A 24,086-nucleotide genomic window follows, 5' to 3' on the forward strand; every position below is an offset into this window, starting at 1 on the left:
GGCTGACGTCATAGACAAGAATGACCTGGAACTGGGTATGTCCGGTCTGGACGTCGTCTAGCAGCCTGCGCAGAGCATCACGACCGCCGATGTCCAGGCCGCTTTTCCCTTCGTCTCGGTAAGTTGTGATGATTTCCATGCCATGGCTCATTGCGTATGCATGGATGGCTGCTGATTGGTTTTCGGTAGAGTACCGTTGGTGATCAGTGGACATGCGAACGTACTCTGCAGCCGGTACCAAGCTATCAGAGCGGTCTGTTGAATTTGTCCGCATGGATGGAGAGGGCAATAGGCCTCCTCTAGGCCAGAGAAGGCTGGCCCATTCGATTCAGCCTAGCGACTCTTTATTACGTGATGGTGACGGAGCAGGAGTATCTGCCCAAACTGAGCAGCGGCTCCTCTTCTATGCTTTCGGCCAGCGTATATCGTCATGGATCAGCTGATATGGCTGTATTTATGTACAGTGATGGGGCGGAGGTGGGTGTTAGGACTGGTTACAAGTTGCCGAAAGAGACTTGTATTAACTTACTAAGACGTACTTGAATAAGTGAATTATATAGTTTAAATTTATATTCTCTTTTGACAAATTGTCAATCAACCAAATTTTAGAATCGTTGTTCATTTCCATGGCGTCTAACTTTGGCCGAAAATAGGTTTCCGCACTTTAACTTATTCCAATAGGAAGATTAACTTTGCCCAAACGTGCCGTATACCTCTGATATTTCAATCTGTCAAAGTCGGTTAACTTTGCCCACCTACATCCAGCGGTAGCGCCAAACGAAAAAGGCCAACGCATAAGCGTTGGCCTTTTTTATGGCTTCCAGAAATCAAAAGATCGCAGCCTTCGGCAGCTCCTACAGGATATATGCCCACCCGTAGGAGCTGCCGAAGGCTGCGATCTTTTGACCTTTACTCGCTCACCGCCCCCACACTCTCCAACCGATACCCATACCCATAAATCGTCAACAACTGCCAACCCCGATCAGCCGTCAGCCCCAGCTTATTGCGCAGGCGATAAATGTGAGTATCCAGCGGTCGCGAAGAAACCATCTCTTCATGACTCCAGAACCGGCCATACAGATATTCCCGGGACAGCGGCCGCCCCAGGTTACTGAACAGGCACCGTGCCAAACGATATTCCCGCTCGGTCATGCCGATGGGTGTACCGGCGCGGGTAACGGTCAGTTCGGCATCGTCGAACACCAGGTCATTGAAGCTCAGTACTTCGCTGATCACCGCGCGTTGCTGGCTATGCCGACGTAATACGGCGGCGACCCGGGCTTTCAGTTCATTGGGACGAAACGGCTTACTGACGTAATCATCGGCCCCGGCATTCAGCGCCTGGACGATGTCGCTCTCGGCATCGCGGCTGGTGAGCATGATGGCGGCGGGCGGTGCGTCCATGTGCTCGCGGGTCCAGCGCAGCAGCGCCAGGCCACTGAGGTCCGGCAGTTGCCAGTCGAGGATCAGCAGGTCGAAGGTTTCTCGGCGCAGTTGACGCAACAGGTCTTCTGCACGTTCGAAGCTGTGCAATGACCAGGGCTGTTCGCCCGGTTCGGCCATTTGGCGCAGGGTCTGTTCCACCCGGCGCAGTTCGGCGGGCTCATCGTCCAGTATTGCGACACGCATGTGCGGTACTTCCTTGAATGCAGGTAGGGCGGGCAACTCGACAACAGACGATACCGGCTCGATTGGGGCAGGAAAAGTAAGCAGCCCCCCGTTGGTCGCCGTCCGCTATGATTCTTCAGGTTTAAACTTCCTTATCAGACCCGTAACCATGAACCTGATTCCCTCTCCCCTCCTTTATAAAACTTCCCCATGACCAATCTGCGCCGCCGCGAGAGCCGGGAGCCGACTCAGGTTCAGCGTTTGTTCCGCCAATTGGTCAGAGAGTGGCTGTGGATAAGTCTGATCCTGCTGCCGCTGACTGCCCTGCTTTCGTACAGTGCCCAATCCAGTGAACTCAAAGACTCAGGCACATTGGGCGCATTGCTCTCGGTCACGCTAGTGGCCTGTGTACTCGGTTTACTGCTGCTGCGCCCTCGACTGGCGTTGTGGCTGACGCTGGGCGGCATGAGCTGCGCGCTGTTGGTCAGCGCCTGTTTGGCGGAGCTGCGCTGGTGGTGGTCGCCGGCGGCGAGCCTGTTGGGGATGTTGTTCGGTTACCTGATCTGGAACTGGCGGCGGCTGAGCGTGGTGCTGAGTTACTTCGGTTGGGAGCTGGCGCGCCTGGACAACGAGCCGAAAGTATTCCCGGAACGCCGCCGCGTGCAATTTCCCACGGGCGATCCTTTGCAGGGGCAAATCATGGCGCTGGAACAAGCCATGAGCCGCACCCGGGATACCCGCCGCTTCATCGCCGATGGCCTGGAATATTTGCCGGTGGCCACACTGATCAGTGATCCGAACGGCAAGATTCTGCTGGGTAACCGCAACGCCCGAGAACTCTTCGGCGCTGATCTGGTAGGTGATGACGTGCTCGAGCAATTGGCGCGATTGGGCTATCCGGACCTGCTCGATGACCAGCGTGCGCTTCTATCCGGTTTGGCGCTGCTGGAGTTCCGAGACATCCACGGCCGCAGCCTGCGCCTGGAACGCGCCGCGTTGTTGCCGGTGGACGGGGAAACGCCGATCGGCTGGCTGTGGAGCCTGACTGACCTGAGTGTCGAACGCGATGCCGAGGAACAACGTGGCGTGCTGTTGCGCTTTTTATCCCACGACCTGCGAGCGCCGCATTCGGCGATCCTCGCCCTGCTCGACGTGCATCGGCAACAAGTGGGCGGCGATCCGCAGTTGTTCGATCAGATCGAACGTCAGGTGCGTCGGGCGTTGGACCTGACCGACGGCTTCGTGCAACTGGCCAGGGCAGAGTCTGTGGCTTATGAATTTCAGCCAAGCCTGTTCGCGATGCTGGTGCTGGATGTATTCGACCAGGCCTTGAGCATTGCCCAGTTAAAGCAGATCGAACTGGTCCATGACCTGGATGACGATGCCCAGGAATGCTTGATCATGGCGGATCAAGGGCTGCTGACCCGGGCGCTGTTCAATCTGTTGGAGAACGCCATCAAGTACAGCGAGGCCGGCACCTGCATCAGCCTGAAGGTCAGTTGCAACGAGGGCTGGCTGACCTGCGAGTTGGCCGATCAGGGCAAAGGCATCGCCGCCGATGAATTGCCTGAGTTGTTCAGTCAGTACCGACGGTTCAAGTCGGCACAAGGCATCGATGGCGTGGGGTTGGGATTATCGATGGTGAAAGCCGTGGTGGATCGCCATGGCGGGCGAATCGAGTGCCGAAGCGAGGTCGGCCAAGGCACCCGCTTCAACCTTCATTTTCCTCTGCTGGCAGAGTGATTTTCAGGGCATAAAAAAACCGGCTATATCCGCCGGTTTTTTTACGTCCGAAAAAACTTATGCACCTTTTTCGGAATTTTATGAGCTTAAGAAATATGTATATAAATCATAAACCTACAAACTAAATTCGCCGCTTTTCGACGAAACGGTACACAGGTTATCCACAGAATCTCAGACAGCCACTTGATCCGTCGCAGCGGGGGCCTGAGGCGTGGGTGGCAACGAACCCATGTCACGCTGCATCTGCTCGTTCCAGGCCTGGACCCGATCATTCAGCGCAGCAATGGCTCGCGGCCCAGTGCCCTCGGCGTACATTGGTTCGCCGATGATGACGGTGATCACACCCTGCTTCTTCGCCCAACCGGTTTTCGGCCAGAATTTGCCGGCATTGTGTGCAATCGGCAGCACTGGAAGCTCGGCGTTGACCGCCAAAGCGCTACCGCCGCGTGAGAACTTGCCGACAGTGCCATAGGGAACGCGAGTGCCCTCGGGGAAGATCAGCACCCAGACGCCATCCTTCAGCAATTCATCACCCTTCTTCGCCACATGCTTGAGTGCGGCTTTCGGGTTGTCGCGGTCGATGGCGATCGGTCGCAGCATGGCCATCGCCCAACCAAAGAACGGCACGAACAGCAATGAACGCTTGAGCACCTGGCTCAACGGCTCGAAGTAGGCCGACAGAAAGAACGTTTCCCAAGTGCTCTGGTGGTTCGACTGAATCACGCAGGGCTGGTCGGGCACGTTTTCGGCGCCTTTCACTTCGTAGCGGATGCCCAGAAACACTTTGCTCAGCCACAAGGCGCAACGGCACCAGTACACGTTGATAAAGCGATAACGCGCCTTGAACGGCAAAAACGGCGCGATAAAAAAGCTCAGGCTGCACCAGAGCAAAGAGCTGGTGCCCAGCAACAGATAGAAGAGGAACGTTCTGATGGCCTGCAGTATCGACATGGTGACGTTTACCGTGCGGGCGCTGCCCGTCTATATAAAGCGCAATCCCGATCAATCCTTGGTCAGGAATCTCGAAACGCTCTAATTGTGGATAAGTTCTGCGGCAATCGCCGCCAGATCGTCAAAAATCAAGGTGCCTACCGGCAGGGTCTTGCCCTGAGTCTTTTCGCCTTTCCCGGTCTTTACCAAAACTGGCTGAGAATCGACGGCTTTGGCGGCTTCCAGGTCACCGAGACTGTCGCCGACGAACCAAAGATTGGTCAGCGATACGTTGTAATGCGCGGCGATGGTTTTCAACATCCCGGGTTTCGGCTTGCGGCAATCGCAGCCGTCGTCCGGCCCGTGGGGGCAGTAGACGATTAGCCCGACTTCACCGCCCTGCTCCGCCACCAGCGTGCGCAAGCGCTCGTGCATGGCGTCCAGGGTGGCGATGTCGTAATAGCCGCGAGCGATGCCCGACTGGTTGGTGGCGACTGCCACCGTCCAGCCGGCCTTGCTCAACTGCGCGATGGCTTCGATCGAGCCGGGGAGCGGAATCCACTCCTCCACCGACTTGATGTAAGCGTCGGAGTCGTAGTTGATCACCCCGTCCCGATCGAGAATCAGCAGTTTCAAACAGTCTTACCCCAGCAGCGAAATATCGGCGACGCCGAGGAACAGCCCACGCAGACGCGACAGCAGTGCATAACGGTTGGCGCGCACTTTGGCGTCTTCCGCGTTGACCATCACCGCTTCGAAGAACGCATCCACCGGCTCGCGCAAGGCAGCCAGGCGCGCCAGGGATTCGCTGTACTGACGGGCAGCGGCCATCGGCTGAACAGCCTGGTCCGCCTGCTGGATCGCCGAGTACAGCGAGAACTCGTTGGCATTGTCGAAGTACTTGGCTTCAACCACCGACGGGATCGAGCCTTCGGCCTTGCTCAGCAAGTTCGACACACGCTTGTTCACCGCGGCCAGTGCCGCAGCTTCCGGCAACTTGCGGAAGGCCTGAACCGCTTGCACACGCTGATCGAAGTCCAGCGCCGAACCCGGCTTCAGGGCACGTACCGACAGGTAAGTCGCGACGTCCACACCTTCGTCTTCGTAACGCGCACGCAGACGGTCGAAGATGAACTCCAGCACCGACTCATTCAGGCCGGCAGCCTTGATCTTGGTGCCGAACGCGTTCACGGCGAAGGCCACGGCGTCGTTCAGGTCGAGGTCGAGCTTCTTGTCGATCAGGATGCGCAACACGCCGAGTGCAGCACGGCGCAAGGCATACGGGTCTTTGCTGCCGGTGGGCAGCATGCCGATACCGAAGATGCCGACCAGGGTGTCGAGCTTGTCGGCGATGGCCACGGCCGCACCGGTCAGGGTGGTCGGCAGTTCAGCGCCGGCACCGCGTGGCATGTACTGCTCGTTCAGCGCCAGGGCAACTTCTTCCGGCTCGCCGTCGTTGAGGGCGTAGTAGTAACCGGCGACGCCTTGCATCTCCGGGAACTCACCGACCATCTCGGTCGACAGGTCGCACTTGGACAGCAGGCCGGCACGAGAAGCCCAGGCTGCGTTGCCGCCAATGCGCTGGGCGATGAACGCGGCCAGTTTGGAAACGCGCTCGGCCTTGTCGTAGACGCTGCCGAGTTTTTCCTGGAACACCACGTTTTGCAGACGCAGGTTGAAGTCTTCGAGTTTCTGCTTCTTGTCTTGCTTGAAGAAGAACTCGGCGTCGGTCAGGCGTGGGCGAACCACTTTCTCGTTACCGGCGATGATCTGTTGCGGGTCTTTGCTTTCGATGTTGGCCACGGTAATGAAACGTGGCAGCAACTTGCCGTCGGCATCCAGCAGGCAGAAATACTTCTGGTTGTCCTGCATGGTGGTGATCAGGGCTTCTTGCGGCACGTCGAGGAAACGCTCCTCGAACGAGCACACCAGCGGCACCGGCCATTCAACCAGCGCGGTCACTTCGTCGAGCAGGGCTGGCGGAACGATTGCCGTGCCTTCCTGCAGCGTCGCCAACTCTTCGGTGCGCTTGCTGATCAGTGCGCGACGTTCGTTGGCATCGGCCAACACGTAAGCGCCACGAAGGTCGGCCAGGTAGTTGGCCGGCGCGGTGATGCGCACGCTTTGCGGGTGATGGAAGCGGTGACCACGGGAATCGCGGCCAGCCTTCTGGGCGAGAATCGTGCAATCGATGACCTGGTCACCGAGCAACATCACCAGCCATTGGGTCGGACGAACGAATTCTTCTTTGCGCGCACCCCAGCGCATGCGCTTGGGGATCGGCAAGTCGTTCAGGGAATCTTCAACGATGGTCGGCAGCAGGCTCGCGGTCGGTTTGCCGGCGATGCTCTGGCTGTAACGCAGTTTCGGACCGCTCTGATCGATTTCGCTCAGGTCGACGCCGCACTTCTTGGCGAAGCCCAGGGCGGCTTGAGTCGGGTTGCCGTCGGCATCGAACGCGGCCTGACGTGGCGGGCCGTCGAGGTTGATGCTGCGATCCGGTTGCTGAGTGGCCAGCGCGGTGATCAGCACAGCCAGACGACGCGGCGCGGCGTAGACGGTTTTGGCTTCGTAGTTCAGGCCGGCAGCTTGCAGGCCCTTGTCGATACCGGCCAGGAACGCATCGGCCAGGGTGTTCAGGGCTTTGGGTGGCAGTTCTTCGGTGCCCAATTCAACCAGGAAATCCAGAGCACTCATTGTGCAGCCTCCAGCTTAGCCAACACTTCATCACGCAGGTCCGGGGTCGCCATCGGGAAGCCGAGCTTGGCGCGAGCCAGCAGGTAGGCTTGCGCAACGGAACGCGCCAGGGTGCGTACACGCAGAATGTATTGCTGACGCGCAGTCACCGAGATCGCCCGGCGCGCATCCAGCAGGTTGAAGGTATGGGACGCCTTCAACACCATTTCGTAGCTCGGCAACGGCAGCGGCTGGTCGAGTTCGATCAGGCGCTTGGCTTCGCTCTCGTAGAAATCGAACAGCTCGAACAGCTTCTCGACATTGGCGTGTTCGAAGTTGTAGGTCGATTGCTCGACTTCGTTCTGGTGGAACACATCGCCGTAGGTGACTTTGCCCATCGGGCCATCAGCCCAGACCAGGTCGTAGACCGAGTCCACGCCTTGCAGGTACATGGCCAGACGCTCAAGACCGTAGGTGATCTCGCCGGTCACCGGGTAGCACTCGATGCCGCCCGCTTGCTGGAAGTAAGTGAATTGCGTCACTTCCATGCCGTTGAGCCAGACTTCCCAGCCCAGGCCCCAGGCGCCCAGGGTCGGCGATTCCCAGTTGTCTTCGACGAAGCGGATGTCGTGGACCAACGGGTCCAGGCCAACGTGCTTGAGGGAGCCCAGGTACAGTTCCTGGAAGTTGTCCGGGTTCGGCTTCAGGACTACCTGGAACTGGTAGTAGTGCTGCAGACGGTTCGGGTTTTCGCCGTAGCGGCCGTCAGTCGGGCGACGACTGGGCTGCACATAAGCGGCGTTCCAGGTTTCCGGGCCGATGGCGCGCAGAAACGTGGCTGTGTGGAAAGTGCCGGCGCCTACTTCCATATCGTAGGGCTGAAGTACCACGCAACCTTGCTCGGCCCAGTATTGCTGGAGGGCGAGGATCAAGTCTTGGAAGGTACGCACGGCTGGCGTAGGCTGGCTCACGAAATTCACCTGTTTCTTGGGCTGCGATTTAAAGAGCGGGAGTATACCCGATTCGTTGCTGCGCACGCCCCCTGGAGCCTTATGCCACGCTGCTTTTGGTGTTCCGAAGATCCGTTGTACATGGCTTATCACGATCAGGAGTGGGGCACGCCGCTACGGGATGCGCAGGGATTGTTCGAGTTGCTTTTGCTCGAAGGGTTCCAGGCCGGCCTCTCCTGGATCACCGTATTGCGCAAACGTGAGCGTTATCGCGAGGTGTTGTTCGGCTTCGACGTACAGCGCGTGGCGCAGATGAGCGACGCGGAAATCGATGAATTGATGCTCGATCCCGGCATCATCCGCAATCGCCTCAAACTCAACGCGGCCCGGCGCAATGCCCAGGCCTGGCTGGCGCTGGAGGACCCGGTGAAGTTTCTCTGGTCCTTCGTCGGCGATAAACCGCTGATCAATCATTTCAAGGATCGCAGCCAGGTGCCGGCCATCACGCCGATTGCCGTGGAGATGAGTAAAGGCCTGAAAAAGGCCGGATTCACCTTCGTCGGCCCGACCATTTGCTACGCGCTGATGCAGGCCTCGGGCATGGTCATGGACCACACCCGGGATTGCGATCGCTACGCGGCGCTGGCGAACGGCGGTTAGAATGGCCGCCTCGTACACAGCACAAAATCAGGAGTGACCTGTGGATAAGTTTAAAGGCGCCTTGCTGGTAGGCGCTCTGCGGCTGTTTGCCCTGCTGCCATGGCGAGCCGTGCAAGCGGTGGGCTCGGCGATTGGCTGGGTGATGTGGAAAACCCCCAACCGTTCCCGCGATGTAGTGCGGATCAACCTGGCCAAGTGCTTCCCGGAGATGGACCCGGCCGAACGCGAGCGTCTGGTGGGCCAGAGCCTGAAAGACATCGGCAAGTCCCTGACCGAAAGTGCCTGCGCCTGGATCTGGCCGGCCCAGCGTTCCATCGACCTGGTGCGCGAAGTCGAAGGCCTCGACGTGTTGAAGGAGGCGTTGGCGTCCGGCAAAGGCGTGGTCGGCATTACCAGTCACCTGGGCAACTGGGAAGTGTTGAACCACTTCTATTGCAGCCAGTGCAAACCGATCATTTTCTATCGTCCGCCGAAATTGAAAGCTGTGGACGATTTGCTGCGCAAACAGCGCGTGCAACTGGGTAACCGCGTGGCCGCTTCCACCAAGGAAGGCATCCTCAGTGTGATCAAGGAAGTGCGCAAAGGTGGTGCAGTGGGCATCCCCGCTGACCCGGAACCGGCCGAATCCGCCGGGATTTTCGTGCCGTTCTTCGCCACCCAGGCGCTGACCAGCAAATTCGTGCCGAACATGCTGGCGGGCGGCAAAGCGGTCGGCGTGTTCCTGCATGCCCTGCGGCTGCCGGACGGCTCGGGCTACAAAGTGATCCTCGAAGCCGCGCCGGAAGCCATGTACAGCACGGATACCGAGACGTCCTGTGCTGCGATGAGCAAAGTGGTTGAACGCTACGTGCGGGCTTACCCGAGCCAGTACATGTGGAGCATGAAGCGCTTCAAAAAGCGTCCACCCGGCGAAGAGCGCTGGTACTGACGTTAATGGCACGATCTGTGGATAACTACGTCCTGTAGGAGCGAGGCTTGCCCGCGAAGGCGTCCTTGATAACGCCAAAAGCTTCGCGGGCAAGCCTCGCTCCTACAGTAAAAATTATCCACAACACAGTTCAGCAAGGGCGCAGAAGATGTCCGAACACCGTAAATCCTTCCGCATCAAAATCAGTCACGAAAGCTTCGGCGAGTGCCTGGGGCAAACCCGCAACCTCTCGACCACGGGCGTGTACGTGAAACACCCGAGCCTGTCGGTCTTGCCCAAGGGCGCGGTGGTCTACGGTCAGGTGCAAGGCTTACCCACCGGCGCGCCGCGCGTGCGCATGGAAGTGGTGTTGGTGGATGCCGAAGGGATTGGCCTGCGCTATCTGTGATCAGTGGGCCTGACGCTCGAGTTTCTTCAGAAACACCGTCATTTCCTTCTCTGCCTGCTTGTCGCCATGGGCGCGAGCGGCTTCCAGCCCTTGCTCCCAGGCCTGGCGCGCGGCCCCATGGTCGGCCAGCGCCAGATGCGCTTTGCCCAATAACTTCCATGCCGCCGAATACTTTGGATCGAACTCGACGCAACGCTGGAAATGCTCGGCCGCTTTGGCGTTCTCCCCAAGATCCAGATAACCCTTGCCCAGGCCGAAGCGCAGCAGAGAGTTATCCACACCCTTGGCGAGCATTTTTTCCAGGGATTCGAGCATGGCTGGATTCCTTAATTGCGCTGAAGAGAAGATCAAAAGATCGCAGCCTTCGGCAGCTCCTACAAAGATCGGCGTAGGAGCTGCCGAAGGCTGCGATCTTGGCGATTTTGGCTCAGAAGAAGCTCAACCCCACGTGGAACAGCTTCTCCACATCCCGAATATGCTTCTTATCCACAAGGAAAAGAATCACATGGTCGCCGGTTTTGATCACCGTATCGTCGTGGGCAATGATCACTTCTTCATCACGAATGATCGCGCCAATCGTCGTCCCCGGCGGCAAACCAATGTTCTCGATGGCCCTGCCAATCACCTTGCTCGACTTCGCATCCCCATGGGCAATCGCCTCGATGGCTTCCGCCGCCCCGCGCCGCAGTGAGTGCACGCTGACGATATCGCCGCGACGCACGTGGGCCAGCAAGGTGCCGATGGTCGCCAGTTGCGGGCTGATGGCGATGTCGATGTCGCCGCCCTGGATCAAATCCACGTAAGCCGGGTTGTTGATGATCGTCATCACCTTCTTCGCCCCCAGCCGTTTGGCCAGCAACGACGACATGATGTTGGCTTCGTCATCGTTGGTCAGGGCCAGGAAGATATCGGCGTCGGCGATGTTCTCTTCCATCAGTAAATCGCGGTCGGAGGCGCTGCCCTGCAACACCACGGTGCTGTCGAGGGTGTCCGAGAGATGGCGGCAGCGTGCCGGGTTCATCTCGATGATCTTCACCTGATAGCGGCTTTCGATGGCTTCGGCCAGTCGCTCGCCGATCTGCCCGCCGCCGGCAATCACAATGCGTTTGTAGGTTTCGTCGAGGCGGCGCATTTCGCTCATTACTGCGCGAATATTCGCTTTGGCGGCGATGAAAAATACTTCGTCGTCGGCCTCGATCACCGTGTCGCCCTGGGGCAGGATCGGCCGGTCGCGGCGAAAAATCGCCGCGACGCGGGTTTCCACATTGGGCATGTGCTCGCGCAACTGCCGCAGTTGCTGACCCACCAACGGCCCGCCGTAGTACGCCTTCACAGCCACCAGTTGCGCCTTGCCTTCGGCGAAGTCGATCACCTGCAAGGCGCCGGGGTGTTCGATCAGGCGCTTGATGTAGTTGGTGACCACTTGTTCCGGGCTGATCAGCACGTCCACCGGGATCGCTTCGTTGTTGAACAGCCCGCCGCGCGTCAGGTACGCGGCTTCGCGAACCCGGGCGATTTTGGTTGGGGTGTGGAACAGGGTGTGGGCGACCTGGCAGGCGACCATGTTGGTTTCGTCGCTGTTGGTGACGGCCACCAGCATGTCGGCATCGTCGGCGCCGGCCTGGCGCAACACCGTCGGAAACGACGCGCGGCCCTGCACGGTGCGGATGTCCAGCCGATCACCGAGGTCGCGCAGGCGTTCGCCATCGGTGTCGACCACGGTGATGTCGTTGGCTTCGCTGGCCAAGTGTTCCGCCAGCGAACCGCCGACCTGCCCTGCGCCTAGGATGATGATTTTCATCCAGTCACTCCCTTGAAAATCCGGTTAACCGCGCGCAGCGGCGATCTTGATCAGCTTGGCGTAGTAGAACCCGTCGTGGCCGCCCTGCTGGGCCAGCAGTTGGCGACCGTGGGGCTGCTTGATCCCGGCCGTGGTGGCGAGGTCCAGTTCACGGGCGCCCGGCGTGCGGGCGAGGAAAGCTTCGATGACTTCGGTGTTCTCGGTCGGCAACGTCGAGCACGTGGCGTAAAGCAGAATCCCGCCGACTTCCAGGGTTATCCACAGGGCGTCGAGCAATTCGCCCTGAAGCACCGCCAACGCGGCGATATCGTCCGGTTGGCGCGTCAACTTGATGTCCGGGTGACGACGGATGACGCCGGTGGCCGAGCACGGCGCATCCAGCAAAATGCGCTGGAACGGCTTGCCGTCCCACCAGGTCGCGGTGTCGCGGCCGTCGGCGGCGATCAGTTCGGCGCTCAGGCCCAGGCGCGCGAGGTTTTCCCGCACGCGCACCAGACGCTTGGCTTCCAGGTCCACGGCGACGACGCCGGCCAGTGCCGGCTCGGCTTCAAGGATGTGGCAGGTCTTGCCGCCGGGGGCGCAGCAGGCGTCGAGCACCCGTTGGCCGGGCGCCAGGTCGAGCAAATCGGCGGCCAGTTGCGCGGCTTCGTCCTGCACGCTGATCCAGCCTTCGGCGAAACCCGGCAGGCTGCGCACGTCGGCAGCGGTGTCGAGGATGATGCCGTCGCGACTGTAAACGCACGGGTTGGCGGCGATGCCCGCGTCACTCAGTAAGCCGAGATACGCATCGCGGGTCTGATGGCGACGGTTGACCCGCAGAATCATCGGCGGGTGTGCGTTGTTCGCTTCGCAAATGGCTTCCCACTGTTCCGGCCAGAACGCTTTCAAGGATTTTTGCAGCCAGCGCGGGTGGGCGGTGCGCACCACCGGGTCGTGTTCCAGCTCCGCGAGCAGCGCTTCGCTTTCCCGTTGGGCACGGCGCAGCACGGCGTTGAGCAAGGCTTTGGCCCAGGGTTTCTTCAATTTTTCGGCGCAACCGACGGTTTCGCCGATGGCGGCGTGGGCCGGGACGCGGGTGTAGAGCAGTTGATAGAGGCCGACCAGCAACAACGCCTCGACATCGGCATCGGCGGCTTTGAACGGCTTCTGCAACAGCTTGGCCGCCAGCGCCGACAAACGCGGCTGCCAGCGTGCGGTGCCGAACGCCAGGTCCTGGGTGAAACCGCGATCACGGTCTTCAACCTTGTCCATTTGTGTCGGCAAGGAACTGTTGAGCGAGGCTTTTCCGTTCAGAACAGCGGCGAGTGCCTTGGCGGCGGCCAGACGCGGGTTCATTGCGCGTCCGCCACTTGACCGAGCACGGTGCCGACGGCGAATTTCTCACGACGGCTGTTGAAGAAGTCGCTGAAGTTCAGCGCCTTGCCGCCGGGCAATTGCAGGCGGGTCAGGCACAGCGCCTGCTCACCGCAAGCGACGATCAAGCCGTCCTTGCTGGCGCTGAGGATTTGCCCCGGCGCGCCCTGCCCTTCGGCAAGGTGTGCGGCCAGCACTTTCAGCGCTTCGCCGTTCAGCGTGCTGTGGGTGATCGGCCATGGGTTGAAGGCGCGGACCAGGCGTTCCAGCTCAACCGCCGGACGGCTCCAGTCGATACGTGCTTCGTCTTTGTTCAATTTGTGCGCGTAGGTGGCGAGGCTGTCGTCCTGCACTTCGCCTTTGAGGGTGCCGGCAGCCAGGCCGGCAATCGCCTGAATCACCGCCGGTGGGCCCAATTCAGCCAAACGGTCGTGGAGGCTGCCGCCAGTGTCGTCGCCGGTGATCGGTGTGGTGACTTTCAGCAGCATCGGCCCGGTGTCGAGGCCCAACTCCATGCGCATTACGGTCACGCCGCTTTCGCTGTCGCCCGCTTCGACGGCGCGCTGGATCGGCGCCGCACCGCGCCAGCGTGGCAGCAAGGATGCGTGGCTGTTGATGCAACCCAGGCGCGGAATATCCAGCACCACTTGCGGCAGGATCAGGCCGTAGGCGACCACCACCAGCAAGTCGGGCTTGAGCGCGGCCATTTCGGCTTGAGCATCTTCGTTGCGCAGGGTCGGTGGTTGCAGCACCGGGATGTTGTGTTCCAGAGCCAATTGCTTGACCGGGCTCGGCATCAGTTTTTGCCCGCGACCCGCCGGACGGTCCGGTTGGGTGTAGACCGCGATGATCTCGTAAGGGCTGTCGAGCAGGGCCTTGAGGTGTTCGGCGGCGAATTCCGGGGTGCCGGCAAAGACGATGCGCAGTGGCTCAGTCATGGGAGCAATCTCTGAAAAGAAAAAGGCTTGCCGCAGCAAGCCTTTGAAAGGAGGGCATCAAGCGTTCTGGCGATGGAGCTTTTCCAGTTTCTTCTTGATTCGGTCGCGTTTGAGATTCGACAGGTAATCGACGAACAACTTGCCGTTGAGGTGGTCGCATTCGTGCTGGATGCACACGGCGAGCAGGCCTTCGGCGATCAGTTCGTAAGGCTTGCCGTCGCGGTCCAGGGCCTTGATCTTGACCTTCTGCGGGCGATCGACGTTTTCGTAGAAGCCCGGCACCGAGAGGCAGCCTTCCTGGTATTGCTCCATCTCGTCGGTCAGGGTTTCGAACTCGGGGTTGATGAACACCCGGGGTTCGCTGCGGTCTTCGGAGAGGTCCATCACGACGATACGTTTGTGCACGTTGACCTGGGTCGCGGCGAGGCCGATGCCTGGCGCTTCATACATTGTTTCAAACATGTCATCGACCAACTGACGCACTTCGTCGTCCACTACGGCCACTGGTTTGGCGATAGTGCGCAGGCGCGAGTCGGGAAATTCGAGGATGTCTAAAATGGCCATAAGCTTAATTGCTGCACATGTGAGGTAAAGTCGGGTCGATGGCCTGGCGGGTCCGAAGATGCAGGCTACCGTTGTAAAACGTAGCTCCTTTCTTCGAGAAGAGCGAGGAGCGAGCCACGGGGGCTCTGGCGTTTTACGCGAACGCACATAATAAAGGGATTCACCGCATGAGGAAATCACTACTCGCCTTGCTCCTTCTGGCCTCGGCCGGTTTGGCGCACGGGCAAGTGCAACTCAAGGAAGGTTTTCCGCAGCAATACACCGTGGTACGGGGCGACACACTTTGGGACATCTCCGGGAAATTCCTGCGCGAACCGTGGAAGTGGCCTGAGCTCTGGCAGGTCAATCCACAGATCCAGAACCCCAATCTCATCTATCCAGGGGATTTGTTGACGCTGACTTACATCAACGGCCAGCCACGCCTGACCCTCAATCGCGGCGAATCCCGGGGCACCATCAAGCTTTCGCCACGCATCCGCAGCAGCCCGGTGGCCGACGCGATCCCGAGCATTCCGCTGCAATCGATCAACAGCTTTCTGCTGAGCAACCGCATCGTCGACAAGGTCGAGGATTTCGACAAGGCGCCCTACATCGTCGCCGGCGATGCCGAACGAGTGCTCAGCGGCACCGGGGATCGCATTTTCGCGCGCGGGCATTTCGACCCGAACCAACCGGTGTACGGCATCTTCCGCCAAGGCAAGGTCTACACCGATCCGCAGAGCAAGGAGTTTCTGGGGATCAACGCCGACGACATTGGTGGCGGCGAAATTGTTGCGACCGAAGGTGACGTCGCCACCTTGGCGCTGCAACGCACCACCCAGGAAGTGCGCCTCGGCGACCGCTTGTTCAGCGGCGAAGAGCGGGCCATCAACTCGACGTTCATGCCCAGCGCGCCCCAAAGCGAGATCAACGGCTTGATCATCGATGTGCCCCGTGGCGTCACGCAGATTGGCGCGATGGACGTGGTCACGTTGAACAAGGGCCAACGGGACGGCCTGGCCGAAGGCAACGTGCTGGTGGTGATGAAAACCGGGGAAACCGTGCGTGACCGCATCACCGGTCAACCGCTGAAGATTCCCGATGAGCGCGCCGGTCTGCTGATGGTTTTCCGCACTTACGACAAACTTAGTTACGGTTTGGTCCTTAACGCATCGCGCTCTTTGGCAGTGATGGACAAGGTGCGAAATCCTTAGCCTGCTCCACAAGTTACCAACAGAGTTATCCACAGCTTATTCCCGTTTGCACGGGGCTCATAACGATCAAGGATGATCCATGTCGCTTTCCGCTGTTACCCCGGTTTCCCCTGCGGAACTGGAAGCTCGTCTACGCCTGCACCGCTTGCCCGAACTCGGTCCGGCGCGATTTAAAAAACTGCTCGAAGCCTTTGGCTCGGCGTCAAAAGCCATCAGTGCGCCGGCCAGTGCCTGGCGTTCGCTGGGTTTGCCGCTGGCCTGCGCCGAGGCTCGACGCAGCAATGAAATCCGCGACGGCGCCAGCCACGCATTGGCCTGGCTAGAGCGTCCGGGCCAGCATTTGCTGATGTGGGACCAACCCGAGTACCCGGCATTGCTGGCAGAAATCAGCGACGCACCACCGCTGTTATTTGTCGCCGGTGATCCGGGCATCCTGGAAAAACCGCAATTGGCGATGGTCGGCAGTCGCCGCGCTTCAAGGCCGGGGATGGACACGGCAGCCGCGTTTTCCCGCAGCCTGGCCGGTGCCGGATTCGTCATCACCAGCGGTCTGGCCCTGGGCATCGATGCCGCCGCACACCAGGCGGCTTTGGACGTTGGCGGCCAAACGGTCGGGGTGCTTGGCACGGGTCTTGAAAAGTTTTATCCACAGCGCAACCGACGGCTGGCGGACGCCATGATTGCCTCGGGCAGCGCGGTGCTTTCGGAGTTCCCGCTGGACGCCGGCCCGAGCGCCAGCAACTTTCCCCGGCGCAACCGGATCATCAGCGGTTTGTCCCTTGGCGTGCTGGTGGTCGAGGCCAGTGTCGCCAGCGGTTCGCTGATCACCGCCAGGCTCGCGGCGGAACAGGGGCGCGAGGTGTATGCGATCCCGGGGTCGATTCATCACCCCGGCGCCAAGGGCTGTCATCAGTTGATTCGTGACGGTGCGATGCTGGTGGAAACCATCGAGCACATCCTCGAAGCCCTGCGTGGCTGGCAGCAGTTGCCGTTATCCACAGTGGCCCCGCCGCCGGCTCATCCGCTGCTGACGTTGCTCCACGCCGCGCCCCATACCAGTGAGGCACTGGCGCACAGCAGCGGCTGGGCCTTGCCCAAAGTGCTGGCGGCGCTGACGGAACTGGAAATGGACGGCCGGGCGGTGTGCGAAAGCGGACGCTGGTTTGCGCGGGTGAGCTAGGTTTTATAAGGAAGATCGGTAAACTGCGCAGAGCCTTATTCCGGAGAGTTTTTTCATGGTCAACAGTTGGCGGGTGAAGCAAGCCGCACAAGCGATTCGCGCGGGCGCGGTGATTGCCTACCCAACCGAAGCCGTCTGGGGTCTGGGTTGCGACCCTTGGGACCAGGACGCAGTGAATCGTTTGTTGATGATCAAGGGCCGGGCGATGGACAAAGGCCTGATTCTGGTGGCTGACAACATTCGCCAGTTCGACTTCCTCTTCGAGGACTTCCCGGAACTGTGGATGGACCGTATGGCCAGCACCTGGCCTGGGCCGAACACCTGGCTGGTGCCGCATCAGAATATGTTGCCGCAATGGATTACCGGCGTGCACGAAACCGTGGCGCTGCGGGTTAGCGATCATCCGCTGGTGCGGGATTTATGTGCCATTGTCGGGCCGCTGGTGTCCACCTCCGCCAACCCGCAGGGTAAGCCGGCGGCGCGCACGCGGCTTCGCATCGAGCAGTATTTCCGTGGGCAGATTGATTTCGTGCTGGGCGGGAATCTGGGGGGGCGCAAGAATCCGAGTGTGATTCGTGATCTGGCGACCGGGCACGTGGTGCGCCCGGACTGAGGCCGCGTCATCGTTCTTCGCGGGCAAGCCTCGCTCTTACGGGATTGAGTCGTACACGCACTTTGCGAACGACTCAAATCCTGTAGGAGCAAGGCTTGCCCGCGATGGCGTCCTCAAGGCAACAAAACAGTCGACCCCGTGGTCCGCCGCGCCGACAACTCGGTCTGCGCCTTCGCCGCTTCCGCCAATGGGTATTTCTGGCTGATCTCCACCTTCAACTTGCCGCTGATGATCATCTCAAACAGCTCATCGGCCATGCGTTGCAGGTTTTCAGCGTTGTTGGCGTAAGTCGCCAGGGTCGGCCGGGTCACGTACAGCGAACCCTTCGCCGACAGAATCCCCAGGTTCACCCCGTCCACCGCCCCCGACGCATTGCCGAAACTCACCACCAGACCCCGAGGCGAAACGCTGTCCAGCGAAGTCAGCCAGGTGTCCTTGCCCACGCCGTCGTACACCACCGGGACTTTTTTCCCGTCCGTCAATTCCAGCACCCGTTGTGCGACATTTTCGTGGCTGTAATCGATGGTCGCCCACGCGCCATTGGCTTTGGCCAGTGCGGCTTTTTCCGGTGAACTGACCGTGCCGATCAGCTTCACGCCCAGGGCCTTGGCCCATTGGCAGGCCAGGGACCCGACACCGCCGGCAGCGGCGTGGAACAGAATGGTTTCGCCACCCTTGAGTTCATAAGTCTGACGCAACAGGTACTGCACGGTGAGGCCCTTGAGCATCACGCCGGCGGCCTGTTCGAAGCTGATGGCGTCCGGCAAGTGCACCAGATTGGCTTCCGGCAACACGTGGACTTCGCTGTAGGCACCCAACGGACCGCTGCCATAAGCGACGCGATCACCGACTTTGAACCGGGTGACGTCGCTGCCCACCGCTTCAACCACGCCCGCGCCTTCCGCCCCCAGGCCCGACGGCAAGGCAGGTGGCGCATAGAGGCCGCTGCGGAAATAGGTATCGATGAAGTTCAGGCCGATGGCCTTGTTGGTCACGCGCACTTGCAGCGGGCCGGGCTCGGCGGGTTGGTAATCGACATACTCGAGCACTTCGGGGCCGCCATGGGCGCGGAACTGGATACGCTTTGCCATTTGCCTTCTCCTGTCAGTCGTCGTTGCGAAGCTCCCTATCGGACTCCTAAGCATGATCTTCGTCAACTGCGGCAGGTGCATCGGCGATGTTATGCTACGCGCCCATTTGCGCCGGCCCCCGCTCTGCTGGAGCGCCGCGTAGTTTTGCCCGATTCAAGGTGATGACATGACGACCCGCACCGAGGCCGTAAAAGCCTACCTGCTCGACCTGCAAGACCGCATTTGCGCCGCCCTGGAAACCGAGGACGGCGGCACGCGCTTCGTCGAAGACGCCTGGACCCGCCCTGCCGGCGGTGGCGGTCGCACCCGGGTGATTGAAAACGGCACGGTCATCGAAAAGGGCGGCGTCAACTTTTCCCACGTCTTTGGCAGCGGTCTCCCACCGTCCGCCAGCGCTCATCGGCCGGAACTGGCCGGGCGTGGTTTCGAAGCCCTGGGCGTGTCCCTGGTGATTCACCCGCACAACCCGCATGTGCCGACGTCCCACGCCAACGTGCGCTTTTTCATCGCGGAAAAAGAAGGTGAAGAGCCGGTGTGGTGGTTTGGCGGCGGCTTCGACCTGACCCCTTACTACGGCAACGAAGAAGATTGCGTGCACTGGCACCGCGTCGCCGAACAGGCCTGCGCACCGTTCGGGCCGGACGTCTACCCGCGTTACAAAGCCTGGTGCGACACCTATTTCCACATCAAGCATCGCCACGAACCCCGGGGCATCGGCGGTCTGTTTTTCGATGACTTGAACGAGTGGGACTTCGACACCAGTTTCGCCTTCATGCGCGCCATCGGTGACGCCTACATCGACGCGTATCTGCCAATCGTGCAGCGCCGCAAAAACGATGCGTTCACTGCCAAGCAGCGTGAGTTCCAGGAATTCCGCCGTGGTCGTTACGTCGAGTTCAACCTGGTTTACGACCGTGGCACGTTGTTCGGTCTGCAATCCGGTGGGCGTACCGAGTCGATCCTGATGTCCCTGCCGCCGCAAGTGCGTTGGGGTTATGACTGGAAGGCCGAGCCGGGCAGCGAAGAAGCGCGGCTGACTGAATACTTCCTGCAAGATCGTGATTGGTTGGCCAAGGGCTGAGTATTGTGTTGTCGCGGCTTGCGCCAAGATCGTCCGATCGCGGCCCGAGCCTGCGGCAGCTCCTACGGGTGAGGTGTGTTGATGGATCGTTATGTTGTTTTCGGTAACCCGATTGGCCACAGCAAGTCGCCGCTGATCCATCGGTTGTTTGCCGAGCAGACTGCTCAGCAACTGGACTACAGCACTTCGCTGGCGCCGCTCGACGACTTTTCCGACTTTGCCCGGGAGTTTTTCCTTGAAGGTCGCGGCGCCAATGTCACCGTGCCGTTCAAGGAAGAGGCCTATCGCCTGGCCGACAGCCTGACGGCGCGGGCGCAGCGGGCCGGTGCGGTGAACACCTTGAGCAAACTGGCCGACGGTACGTTGTTGGGTGACAACACCGACGGCGCCGGGCTGGTGCGGGACCTGACGGTCAACGCCGGTTTCAGCCTCAAGGGCAAACGCATCCTGTTGCTGGGGGCCGGCGGTGCAGTGCGCGGGGCGCTGGAGCCGTTGCTGGCCGAGCAACCGGCGTCGGTGATCATCGCCAACCGCACGGTGGAAAAAGCCGAGAGGCTGGCGCAATTGTTTGCCGACCTGGGGCCGGTGTCCGCCAGTGGTTTCGATTGGTTGCAGGAGCCGGTGGACCTGATCATCAACGCGACATCCGCCAGTCTGTCAGGGGATGTACCGCCGATTGCCGGAAGTTTGATCGAGCCGGGTCGGACGCTGTGCTACGACATGATGTACAGCAAGGAACCGACCTCGTTCTGCCGTTGGGCCACGGACCATGGCGCCTTGGTGTCGATGGATGGGTTGGGCATGCTCGCGGAACAAGCGGCGGAAGCGTTCTTCCTGTGGCGCGGCGTGCGCCCGGACACCGCGCCGGTGCTGGCCGAACTGCGCCGCCAACTCGCCGCATAACCTTGCCCTTGTGGGAGCGAGGCTTGCCCGCGAAGGCGTACTCGGGTTCGCCAAAAGCTTCGCGGGCAAGCCTCGCTCCTACAGGGTGGTGGGGTTTCAATCTTCGAAACGGATCGGGCATTTCTCCGCCCCTTCCAGCTTCCTCAACTCATCCACCACCGGCGCTCGCGCCCCGCGCAACGTCAGGCTGCGATCCTGCTTGAGCAACCGCCGCGCCTCTTGGTGCAGCATTTCCACCCCTGAATAGTCGATGAAGTTGATGTGCTGCGCCTCGATCACCACCCGCGCGCCGTGCATCCGTTGCAGGCGCACTTGCAGGTAATGGCTGGCGCCGAAGAAGATCGACCCGCCGACCCGCAGGATGTCTTCATCGCCCTCTTGCCAATGCTGCACCCGTGGCTGCGAGGTGCGTTTGAGGTAGAAGAACAGCGACGCCAGCACCCCGGCGTAGATCGCCGTCTGCAATTCCAGCAGCAAGGTGGCGACACAGGTCAGGGCCATGACCACGAATTCGGCGCGGCTGACCCGCAGCAACGCGCGAATGCCCCGGTGGTCTACCAGACCCCAGGCGATCAACAAAATGCTGCCGGCCATCGCCGGGATCGGAATGTGTGCGATCAACCCGGCGCCGAAGATCGCAAACAGCGCCACCCACAACGCCGAAAACACCCCGGCCAGCGGCGAACAGGCGCCCGCTTCGTAGCTCAACCCTGAACGGGTGAAGGAACCGGCGGACAGCGATCCGGAAAAAAACGCACCGACGATGTTCGATAAACCCTGGGCGCGGACTTCCTGGTTGGCGTCGAGCAATTGCTGCGAACGCGCCGACAACGAGCGGGCAATCGACAGGCTCGTCACCAGCCCGAGCATGCCAACCGCCACCGCGCTCGGCAGCAAACGCAACACCAGTTCCAGGTCCAGCGGCACGGCGCTGAAGGGCGGCAAGCGTCCCACAAACGCACTGACCAACTTCACATGCCCGAACATCGACGGCCAGAGCCAGACCAGCACGCCGCTCAGCACCAGGGTGATCAACAACGTCGGCCAGCGGGGCAGCAGCAGTTTCAGGACGATGCCGACCACCACTGTGGCCAGACCCAGCACCAGGGACGGTTTATCCACCGCCCCGAGGTGCGTGACCAACGTCACCAGGCTGCTAAGCGCGGTGGCCTGGTTGGGCAAGTCCAGGCCCAACAGGTTCGGCATCTGCCCGATGGCAATGACCACGGCGGCACCAAGGGTGAAACCCAGCACCACCGAATGCGAGACGAAATTCACCAGCGCGCCGAACCGCAGCATCCCCAACAACCACTGGAAAATGCCCGCCAGCAACGTAAGAAGCAGGATCAACGTGATGTAGTCCTGGGACGCAGGCACGGCCAGAGGACTGACGCTGGCGTACAGGACGATGGAAATCGCTGCCGTAGGACCGCAGATCAAATGCCAGGACGAACCCCAGAGGCAGGCGATCAGCACCGGGATAATCGCCGCGTACAAGCCGTACTCCGGTGGGAGACCGGCGATCAAGGCGTAGGCAATGGATTGCGGCAACGCGAGAATCGCGCCGCTGAGGCCGACGATCAGGTCACGACTGACGCTGGCGCGGTTCTGCCTGGGCAACCAACTGAGAAACGGGAAGAGTGAATGGCGGCTGGGGAAGGCCATGGGTCCTCTCGGGTGGGCGTTTGCGCAAGGGTAGCAGGACGAGGCCGATCATTGTGGGAGCGGGCTTGCTCGCGAAGGCGATGGTCAGTCGACATCGAAGTTGAATGACACGCCGCCTTCGCGAGCAAGCCCGCTCCCACAGGAAACTCACTGTGGTGTGGGAGCGGGATTGCTCGCGAAGGCCTCAACTCGGTTCAGCGTCCCTCGTCCGACGACCGGTTGCCCATCCGGTCAATGCTTTCAGTAACGAAAGCTGGCTGAAAGCTTTCCCCATTAGGATCGCCCCCACTACCGGCACCAGACCGGTTGGCCACGCGTGTGTTTTATCGCTCGCACGGCCCAATTAACAACAACAATGGTGATTCTGATGTCCTTTGCTACCCGCCCCTTCGCTGCAACTCCGCCCGTACGCCTCGTGCTTCCCGTTCTGCGCTGACCCACCCGGTTCGCCCATTCCCTAGCCGCGCTACGCCTGGAGTATTCCCATGCTGACTTTCCTTGGCTTTGCCATGGTCATCACGTTCATGTTTCTGATCATGACCAAGCGCCTGTCCGCGCTGATCGCTTTGATCATTATTCCAATCATCTTTGCCCTGTTCGGCGGCTTTGCGCCGAAGATCGGCCCGATGATGCTCGAAGGCATCACCAAGCTTGCGCCGACCGGCGTGATGCTGATGTTCGCCATTCTGTACTTCGCCCTGATGATCGACTCCGGCCTGTTTGACCCGGCCGTGCGCAAGATCCTCAAACTGGTCAAGGGCGACCCGTTGAAAGTTTCGGTCGGCACCGCCGTTCTGGCGCTCGTTGTTTCCCTCGATGGTGACGGCGCGACCACTTATATGATTTGCGTGGCCGCCATGCTGCCGCTCTACAGCCGCATCGGCATGAGCCCGCGCATCATGGCGGGCTTGATCATCCTTGCCGGCGGCGTGATGAACATGACCCCATGGGGCGGTCCGACCGCTCGTGCCGCGAGCGCACTGCATGTGGACCCTTCTGACATCTTCGTGCCAATGATTCCAGCGATGCTCGCTGGCGTGGTGGCGATCCTGGCGATTGCCTACTTCTACGGTAAACGCGAGCGCGCTCGTCTGGGTGAACTGCACTTGGCGGGCGACGAAGTGGACCACAGCGAAATCAGCGTTTCTCAGTTCCCGGACGCCCGTCGTCCGAAGCTGATCTGGTTCAACGGCGCGCTGACCGTTGCCCTGATGGGCACCCTGATCGCCGGTCTGTTGCCGTTGCCGGTGCTGTTCATGGTGGCCTTCAGTATCGCGATGATCGTCAACTACCCGTGCCTGCAACAGCAGAAGGATCGCGTAGCGGCCCACGCCGGTAGCGTGCTGGCGGTGGTCGGGCTGATTTTTGCCGCCGGTATCTTCACCGGCATCCTGACCGGAACCGGCATGGTCGACGCCATGTCGAAAAGCCTGTTGGCGGTGATTCCGGACTTCCTCGGCCCGTACCTGGCGGTGATCACGGCGCTGGTGAGCATGCCGTTCACGTTCTTCATGTCGAACGATGCATTTTATTACGGCGTGTTGCCGGTATTGGCCGAAGCGGCCAGTCATTACGGTATTACCGCAGTGGAAATGGCGCGTGCCTCGATCGTCGGTCAGCCCGTCCACTTGCTTAGCCCTCTGGTACCGTCTACATATTTGCTGGTAGCACTGGCCGGGATCGAGTTCGGTGATCATCAACGCTTTACCCTGAAGTGGGCAGTACTGGTTTGCCTGTGCATACTGGTCGCCGCCTTGCTGTTGGGGACTTTCCCGCTGTTCAGCACTTTGTAACGGCATCAACTCACCCCGCCGCCAGCTC

General features: G+C 60.6%; 23 protein-coding genes. 10 read left to right on the forward strand and 13 right to left on the reverse strand.

Annotated elements, in window-relative coordinates:
* Together V5E99_RS23955 and V5E99_RS23960 are read right to left on the reverse strand one after the other, a co-directional pair.
* On the reverse strand, window positions 1-274 hold a 274-nt coding region (locus V5E99_RS23955; protein WP_499804791.1), incomplete at its 3' end, for a recombinase family protein.
* A 635-nt stretch (window positions 275-909) separates the two neighbouring features.
* Window positions 910-1,629 (reverse strand): response regulator transcription factor, encoded by a 720-nt coding sequence (locus V5E99_RS23960; protein ID WP_499804710.1) that lies wholly within the window; start codon window positions 1,627-1,629, stop codon window positions 910-912.
* 189 nt (window positions 1,630-1,818) lie between these two features.
* Between V5E99_RS23960 and V5E99_RS23965 the strand changes: the two genes are divergently transcribed.
* Complete coding sequence (locus tag V5E99_RS23965; protein ID WP_499804711.1) at window positions 1,819-3,351, forward strand: sensor histidine kinase; 1,533 nt, start codon at window positions 1,819-1,821, stop codon at window positions 3,349-3,351.
* 171 nt (window positions 3,352-3,522) lie between these two features.
* On the opposite strand, the gene V5E99_RS23970 is transcribed toward V5E99_RS23965, so the two are convergent.
* The 4 genes from V5E99_RS23970 to glyQ all read right to left on the reverse strand — a co-directional run bounded on the left by V5E99_RS23970 (window position 3,523) and on the right by glyQ (window position 7,907).
* Window positions 3,523-4,302 carry a lysophospholipid acyltransferase family protein gene (locus V5E99_RS23970; RefSeq protein ID WP_499804712.1) on the reverse strand — a complete coding sequence of 260 codons (780 nt, stop codon included), beginning with the start codon at window positions 4,300-4,302 and terminating at the stop codon, window positions 3,523-3,525.
* Window positions 4,303-4,383: 81 nt separating this feature from the next.
* Window positions 4,384-4,917: a D-glycero-beta-D-manno-heptose 1,7-bisphosphate 7-phosphatase gene (gene gmhB / locus V5E99_RS23975; RefSeq protein WP_499804713.1), complete on the reverse strand. Its 534-nt coding sequence runs from the start codon at window positions 4,915-4,917 to the stop codon at window positions 4,384-4,386.
* Window positions 4,918-4,923: 6 nt separating this feature from the next.
* Window positions 4,924-6,978, reverse strand: a complete 2,055-nt coding sequence (gene glyS / locus V5E99_RS23980; protein ID WP_499804714.1) for a glycine--tRNA ligase subunit beta — start codon at window positions 6,976-6,978, stop codon at window positions 4,924-4,926.
* Window positions 6,975-7,907 carry a glycine--tRNA ligase subunit alpha gene (glyQ, locus tag V5E99_RS23985; protein ID WP_499804792.1) on the reverse strand — a complete coding sequence of 311 codons (933 nt, stop codon included), beginning with the start codon at window positions 7,905-7,907 and terminating at the stop codon, window positions 6,975-6,977. The genes glyS and glyQ overlap by 4 nt, the downstream gene beginning before the upstream one ends.
* A gap of 102 nt (window positions 7,908-8,009) precedes the next feature.
* Here glyQ and tag point away from each other — a divergent pair, with 102 nt between their 5' ends.
* From tag to V5E99_RS24000, 3 genes are all read left to right on the forward strand, one after another.
* Window positions 8,010-8,567, forward strand: coding sequence for a DNA-3-methyladenine glycosylase I (gene tag, locus V5E99_RS23990; protein WP_499804715.1), 558 nt, complete (start codon window positions 8,010-8,012; stop codon window positions 8,565-8,567).
* Window positions 8,568-8,607: 40 nt separating this feature from the next.
* Entirely contained in the window at window positions 8,608-9,495 is an 888-nt protein-coding gene (locus tag V5E99_RS23995; RefSeq protein WP_499804716.1) for a lysophospholipid acyltransferase, read from the forward strand.
* Between the two features lie 148 nt (window positions 9,496-9,643).
* Window positions 9,644-9,883: a PilZ domain-containing protein gene (locus V5E99_RS24000; protein ID WP_499804717.1), complete on the forward strand. Its 240-nt coding sequence runs from the start codon at window positions 9,644-9,646 to the stop codon at window positions 9,881-9,883.
* Here the strand turns inward: V5E99_RS24000 and V5E99_RS24005 are convergent, their stop codons facing one another.
* The 5 genes from V5E99_RS24005 to def form a co-directional block, all read right to left on the reverse strand.
* Window positions 9,884-10,198 (reverse strand): tetratricopeptide repeat protein, encoded by a 315-nt coding sequence (locus V5E99_RS24005; RefSeq protein ID WP_499804718.1) that lies wholly within the window; start codon window positions 10,196-10,198, stop codon window positions 9,884-9,886.
* A 112-nt stretch (window positions 10,199-10,310) separates the two neighbouring features.
* On the reverse strand, window positions 10,311-11,684 hold the full coding sequence (gene trkA, locus V5E99_RS24010) for a Trk system potassium transporter TrkA (RefSeq protein ID WP_499804719.1): 1,374 nt from the start codon (window positions 11,682-11,684) through the stop codon (window positions 10,311-10,313).
* A 24-nt stretch (window positions 11,685-11,708) separates the two neighbouring features.
* Window positions 11,709-13,019 carry a 16S rRNA (cytosine(967)-C(5))-methyltransferase RsmB gene (rsmB, locus tag V5E99_RS24015; RefSeq protein ID WP_499804720.1) on the reverse strand — a complete coding sequence of 437 codons (1,311 nt, stop codon included), beginning with the start codon at window positions 13,017-13,019 and terminating at the stop codon, window positions 11,709-11,711.
* Window positions 13,016-13,975 carry a methionyl-tRNA formyltransferase gene (gene fmt / locus V5E99_RS24020; protein WP_499804721.1) on the reverse strand — a complete coding sequence of 320 codons (960 nt, stop codon included), beginning with the start codon at window positions 13,973-13,975 and terminating at the stop codon, window positions 13,016-13,018. The genes rsmB and fmt overlap by 4 nt, the downstream gene beginning before the upstream one ends.
* Window positions 13,976-14,032: 57 nt before the next feature.
* Complete coding sequence (gene def, locus V5E99_RS24025) at window positions 14,033-14,539, reverse strand: peptide deformylase (RefSeq protein ID WP_092275647.1); 507 nt, start codon at window positions 14,537-14,539, stop codon at window positions 14,033-14,035.
* Between the two features lie 167 nt (window positions 14,540-14,706).
* Between def and V5E99_RS24030 the strand changes: the two genes are divergently transcribed.
* The 3 genes from V5E99_RS24030 to tsaC all read left to right on the forward strand — a co-directional run bounded on the left by V5E99_RS24030 (window position 14,707) and on the right by tsaC (window position 17,525).
* Window positions 14,707-15,732, forward strand: coding sequence for a LysM peptidoglycan-binding domain-containing protein (locus tag V5E99_RS24030; RefSeq protein WP_499804722.1), 1,026 nt, complete (start codon window positions 14,707-14,709; stop codon window positions 15,730-15,732).
* 79 nt (window positions 15,733-15,811) lie between these two features.
* Window positions 15,812-16,912 (forward strand): DNA-processing protein DprA, encoded by a 1,101-nt coding sequence (dprA, locus tag V5E99_RS24035; protein ID WP_499804723.1) that lies wholly within the window; start codon window positions 15,812-15,814, stop codon window positions 16,910-16,912.
* A 55-nt stretch (window positions 16,913-16,967) separates the two neighbouring features.
* A complete protein-coding gene (tsaC, locus tag V5E99_RS24040) occupies window positions 16,968-17,525 on the forward strand; it encodes an L-threonylcarbamoyladenylate synthase type 1 TsaC (protein ID WP_499804724.1) in 558 nt (185 codons plus the stop codon).
* Between the two features lie 113 nt (window positions 17,526-17,638).
* Here the strand turns inward: tsaC and V5E99_RS24045 are convergent, their stop codons facing one another.
* Window positions 17,639-18,616 (reverse strand): NADPH:quinone reductase, encoded by a 978-nt coding sequence (locus tag V5E99_RS24045; protein ID WP_499804725.1) that lies wholly within the window; start codon window positions 18,614-18,616, stop codon window positions 17,639-17,641.
* Between the two features lie 166 nt (window positions 18,617-18,782).
* Here V5E99_RS24045 and hemF point away from each other — a divergent pair, with 166 nt between their 5' ends.
* A complete protein-coding gene (hemF, locus tag V5E99_RS24050; protein WP_499804726.1) occupies window positions 18,783-19,697 on the forward strand; it encodes an oxygen-dependent coproporphyrinogen oxidase in 915 nt (304 codons plus the stop codon).
* A gap of 81 nt (window positions 19,698-19,778) precedes the next feature.
* Window positions 19,779-20,600, forward strand: a complete 822-nt coding sequence (gene aroE / locus V5E99_RS24055; protein ID WP_499804727.1) for a shikimate dehydrogenase — start codon at window positions 19,779-19,781, stop codon at window positions 20,598-20,600.
* A 96-nt stretch (window positions 20,601-20,696) separates the two neighbouring features.
* Here the strand turns inward: aroE and V5E99_RS24060 are convergent, their stop codons facing one another.
* Window positions 20,697-22,265: a SulP family inorganic anion transporter gene (locus V5E99_RS24060; protein ID WP_499804728.1), complete on the reverse strand. Its 1,569-nt coding sequence runs from the start codon at window positions 22,263-22,265 to the stop codon at window positions 20,697-20,699.
* A 485-nt stretch (window positions 22,266-22,750) separates the two neighbouring features.
* Between V5E99_RS24060 and V5E99_RS24065 the strand changes: the two genes are divergently transcribed.
* Window positions 22,751-24,058, forward strand: coding sequence for a CitMHS family transporter (locus V5E99_RS24065; protein WP_499804729.1), 1,308 nt, complete (start codon window positions 22,751-22,753; stop codon window positions 24,056-24,058).
* The last annotated feature ends 28 nt before the right edge of the window (window positions 24,059-24,086 follow it).

Source organism: Janthinobacterium sp. LPB2021202312-11-4 (genome assembly GCF_037049705.1).
In the GTDB taxonomy this organism is placed as follows: Bacteria; Pseudomonadota; Gammaproteobacteria; order Pseudomonadales; family Pseudomonadaceae; genus Aquipseudomonas.

What these genes read in the sequence shown, in the direction of transcription:
- V5E99_RS23960 (WP_499804710.1), bottom strand. Translation starts at nt 1,629, where the DNA reads ATGCGTGTCGCAATACTGGACGATGAGCCCGCCGAACTGCGCCGGGTG.
- trkA (WP_499804719.1), bottom strand. Translation starts at nt 11,684, where the DNA reads ATGAAAATCATCATCCTAGGCGCAGGGCAGGTCGGCGGTTCGCTGGCG.
- tsaC (WP_499804724.1), top strand. Translation starts at nt 16,968, where the DNA reads ATGGTCAACAGTTGGCGGGTGAAGCAAGCCGCACAAGCGATTCGCGCG.
- V5E99_RS23965 (WP_499804711.1), top strand. Translation starts at nt 1,819, where the DNA reads ATGACCAATCTGCGCCGCCGCGAGAGCCGGGAGCCGACTCAGGTTCAG.
- tag (WP_499804715.1), top strand. Translation starts at nt 8,010, where the DNA reads ATGCCACGCTGCTTTTGGTGTTCCGAAGATCCGTTGTACATGGCTTAT.
- V5E99_RS24065 (WP_499804729.1), top strand. Translation starts at nt 22,751, where the DNA reads ATGCTGACTTTCCTTGGCTTTGCCATGGTCATCACGTTCATGTTTCTG.
- V5E99_RS24060 (WP_499804728.1), bottom strand. Translation starts at nt 22,265, where the DNA reads ATGGCCTTCCCCAGCCGCCATTCACTCTTCCCGTTTCTCAGTTGGTTG.
- hemF (WP_499804726.1), top strand. Translation starts at nt 18,783, where the DNA reads ATGACGACCCGCACCGAGGCCGTAAAAGCCTACCTGCTCGACCTGCAA.
- glyS (WP_499804714.1), bottom strand. Translation starts at nt 6,978, where the DNA reads ATGAGTGCTCTGGATTTCCTGGTTGAATTGGGCACCGAAGAACTGCCA.
- V5E99_RS24030 (WP_499804722.1), top strand. Translation starts at nt 14,707, where the DNA reads ATGAGGAAATCACTACTCGCCTTGCTCCTTCTGGCCTCGGCCGGTTTG.
- V5E99_RS24045 (WP_499804725.1), bottom strand. Translation starts at nt 18,616, where the DNA reads ATGGCAAAGCGTATCCAGTTCCGCGCCCATGGCGGCCCCGAAGTGCTC.
- V5E99_RS23970 (WP_499804712.1), bottom strand. Translation starts at nt 4,302, where the DNA reads ATGTCGATACTGCAGGCCATCAGAACGTTCCTCTTCTATCTGTTGCTG.
- rsmB (WP_499804720.1), bottom strand. Translation starts at nt 13,019, where the DNA reads ATGAACCCGCGTCTGGCCGCCGCCAAGGCACTCGCCGCTGTTCTGAAC.
- V5E99_RS24000 (WP_499804717.1), top strand. Translation starts at nt 9,644, where the DNA reads ATGTCCGAACACCGTAAATCCTTCCGCATCAAAATCAGTCACGAAAGC.
- dprA (WP_499804723.1), top strand. Translation starts at nt 15,812, where the DNA reads ATGTCGCTTTCCGCTGTTACCCCGGTTTCCCCTGCGGAACTGGAAGCT.
- aroE (WP_499804727.1), top strand. Translation starts at nt 19,779, where the DNA reads ATGGATCGTTATGTTGTTTTCGGTAACCCGATTGGCCACAGCAAGTCG.
- fmt (WP_499804721.1), bottom strand. Translation starts at nt 13,975, where the DNA reads ATGACTGAGCCACTGCGCATCGTCTTTGCCGGCACCCCGGAATTCGCC.
- def (WP_092275647.1), bottom strand. Translation starts at nt 14,539, where the DNA reads ATGGCCATTTTAGACATCCTCGAATTTCCCGACTCGCGCCTGCGCACT.
- V5E99_RS24005 (WP_499804718.1), bottom strand. Translation starts at nt 10,198, where the DNA reads ATGCTCGAATCCCTGGAAAAAATGCTCGCCAAGGGTGTGGATAACTCT.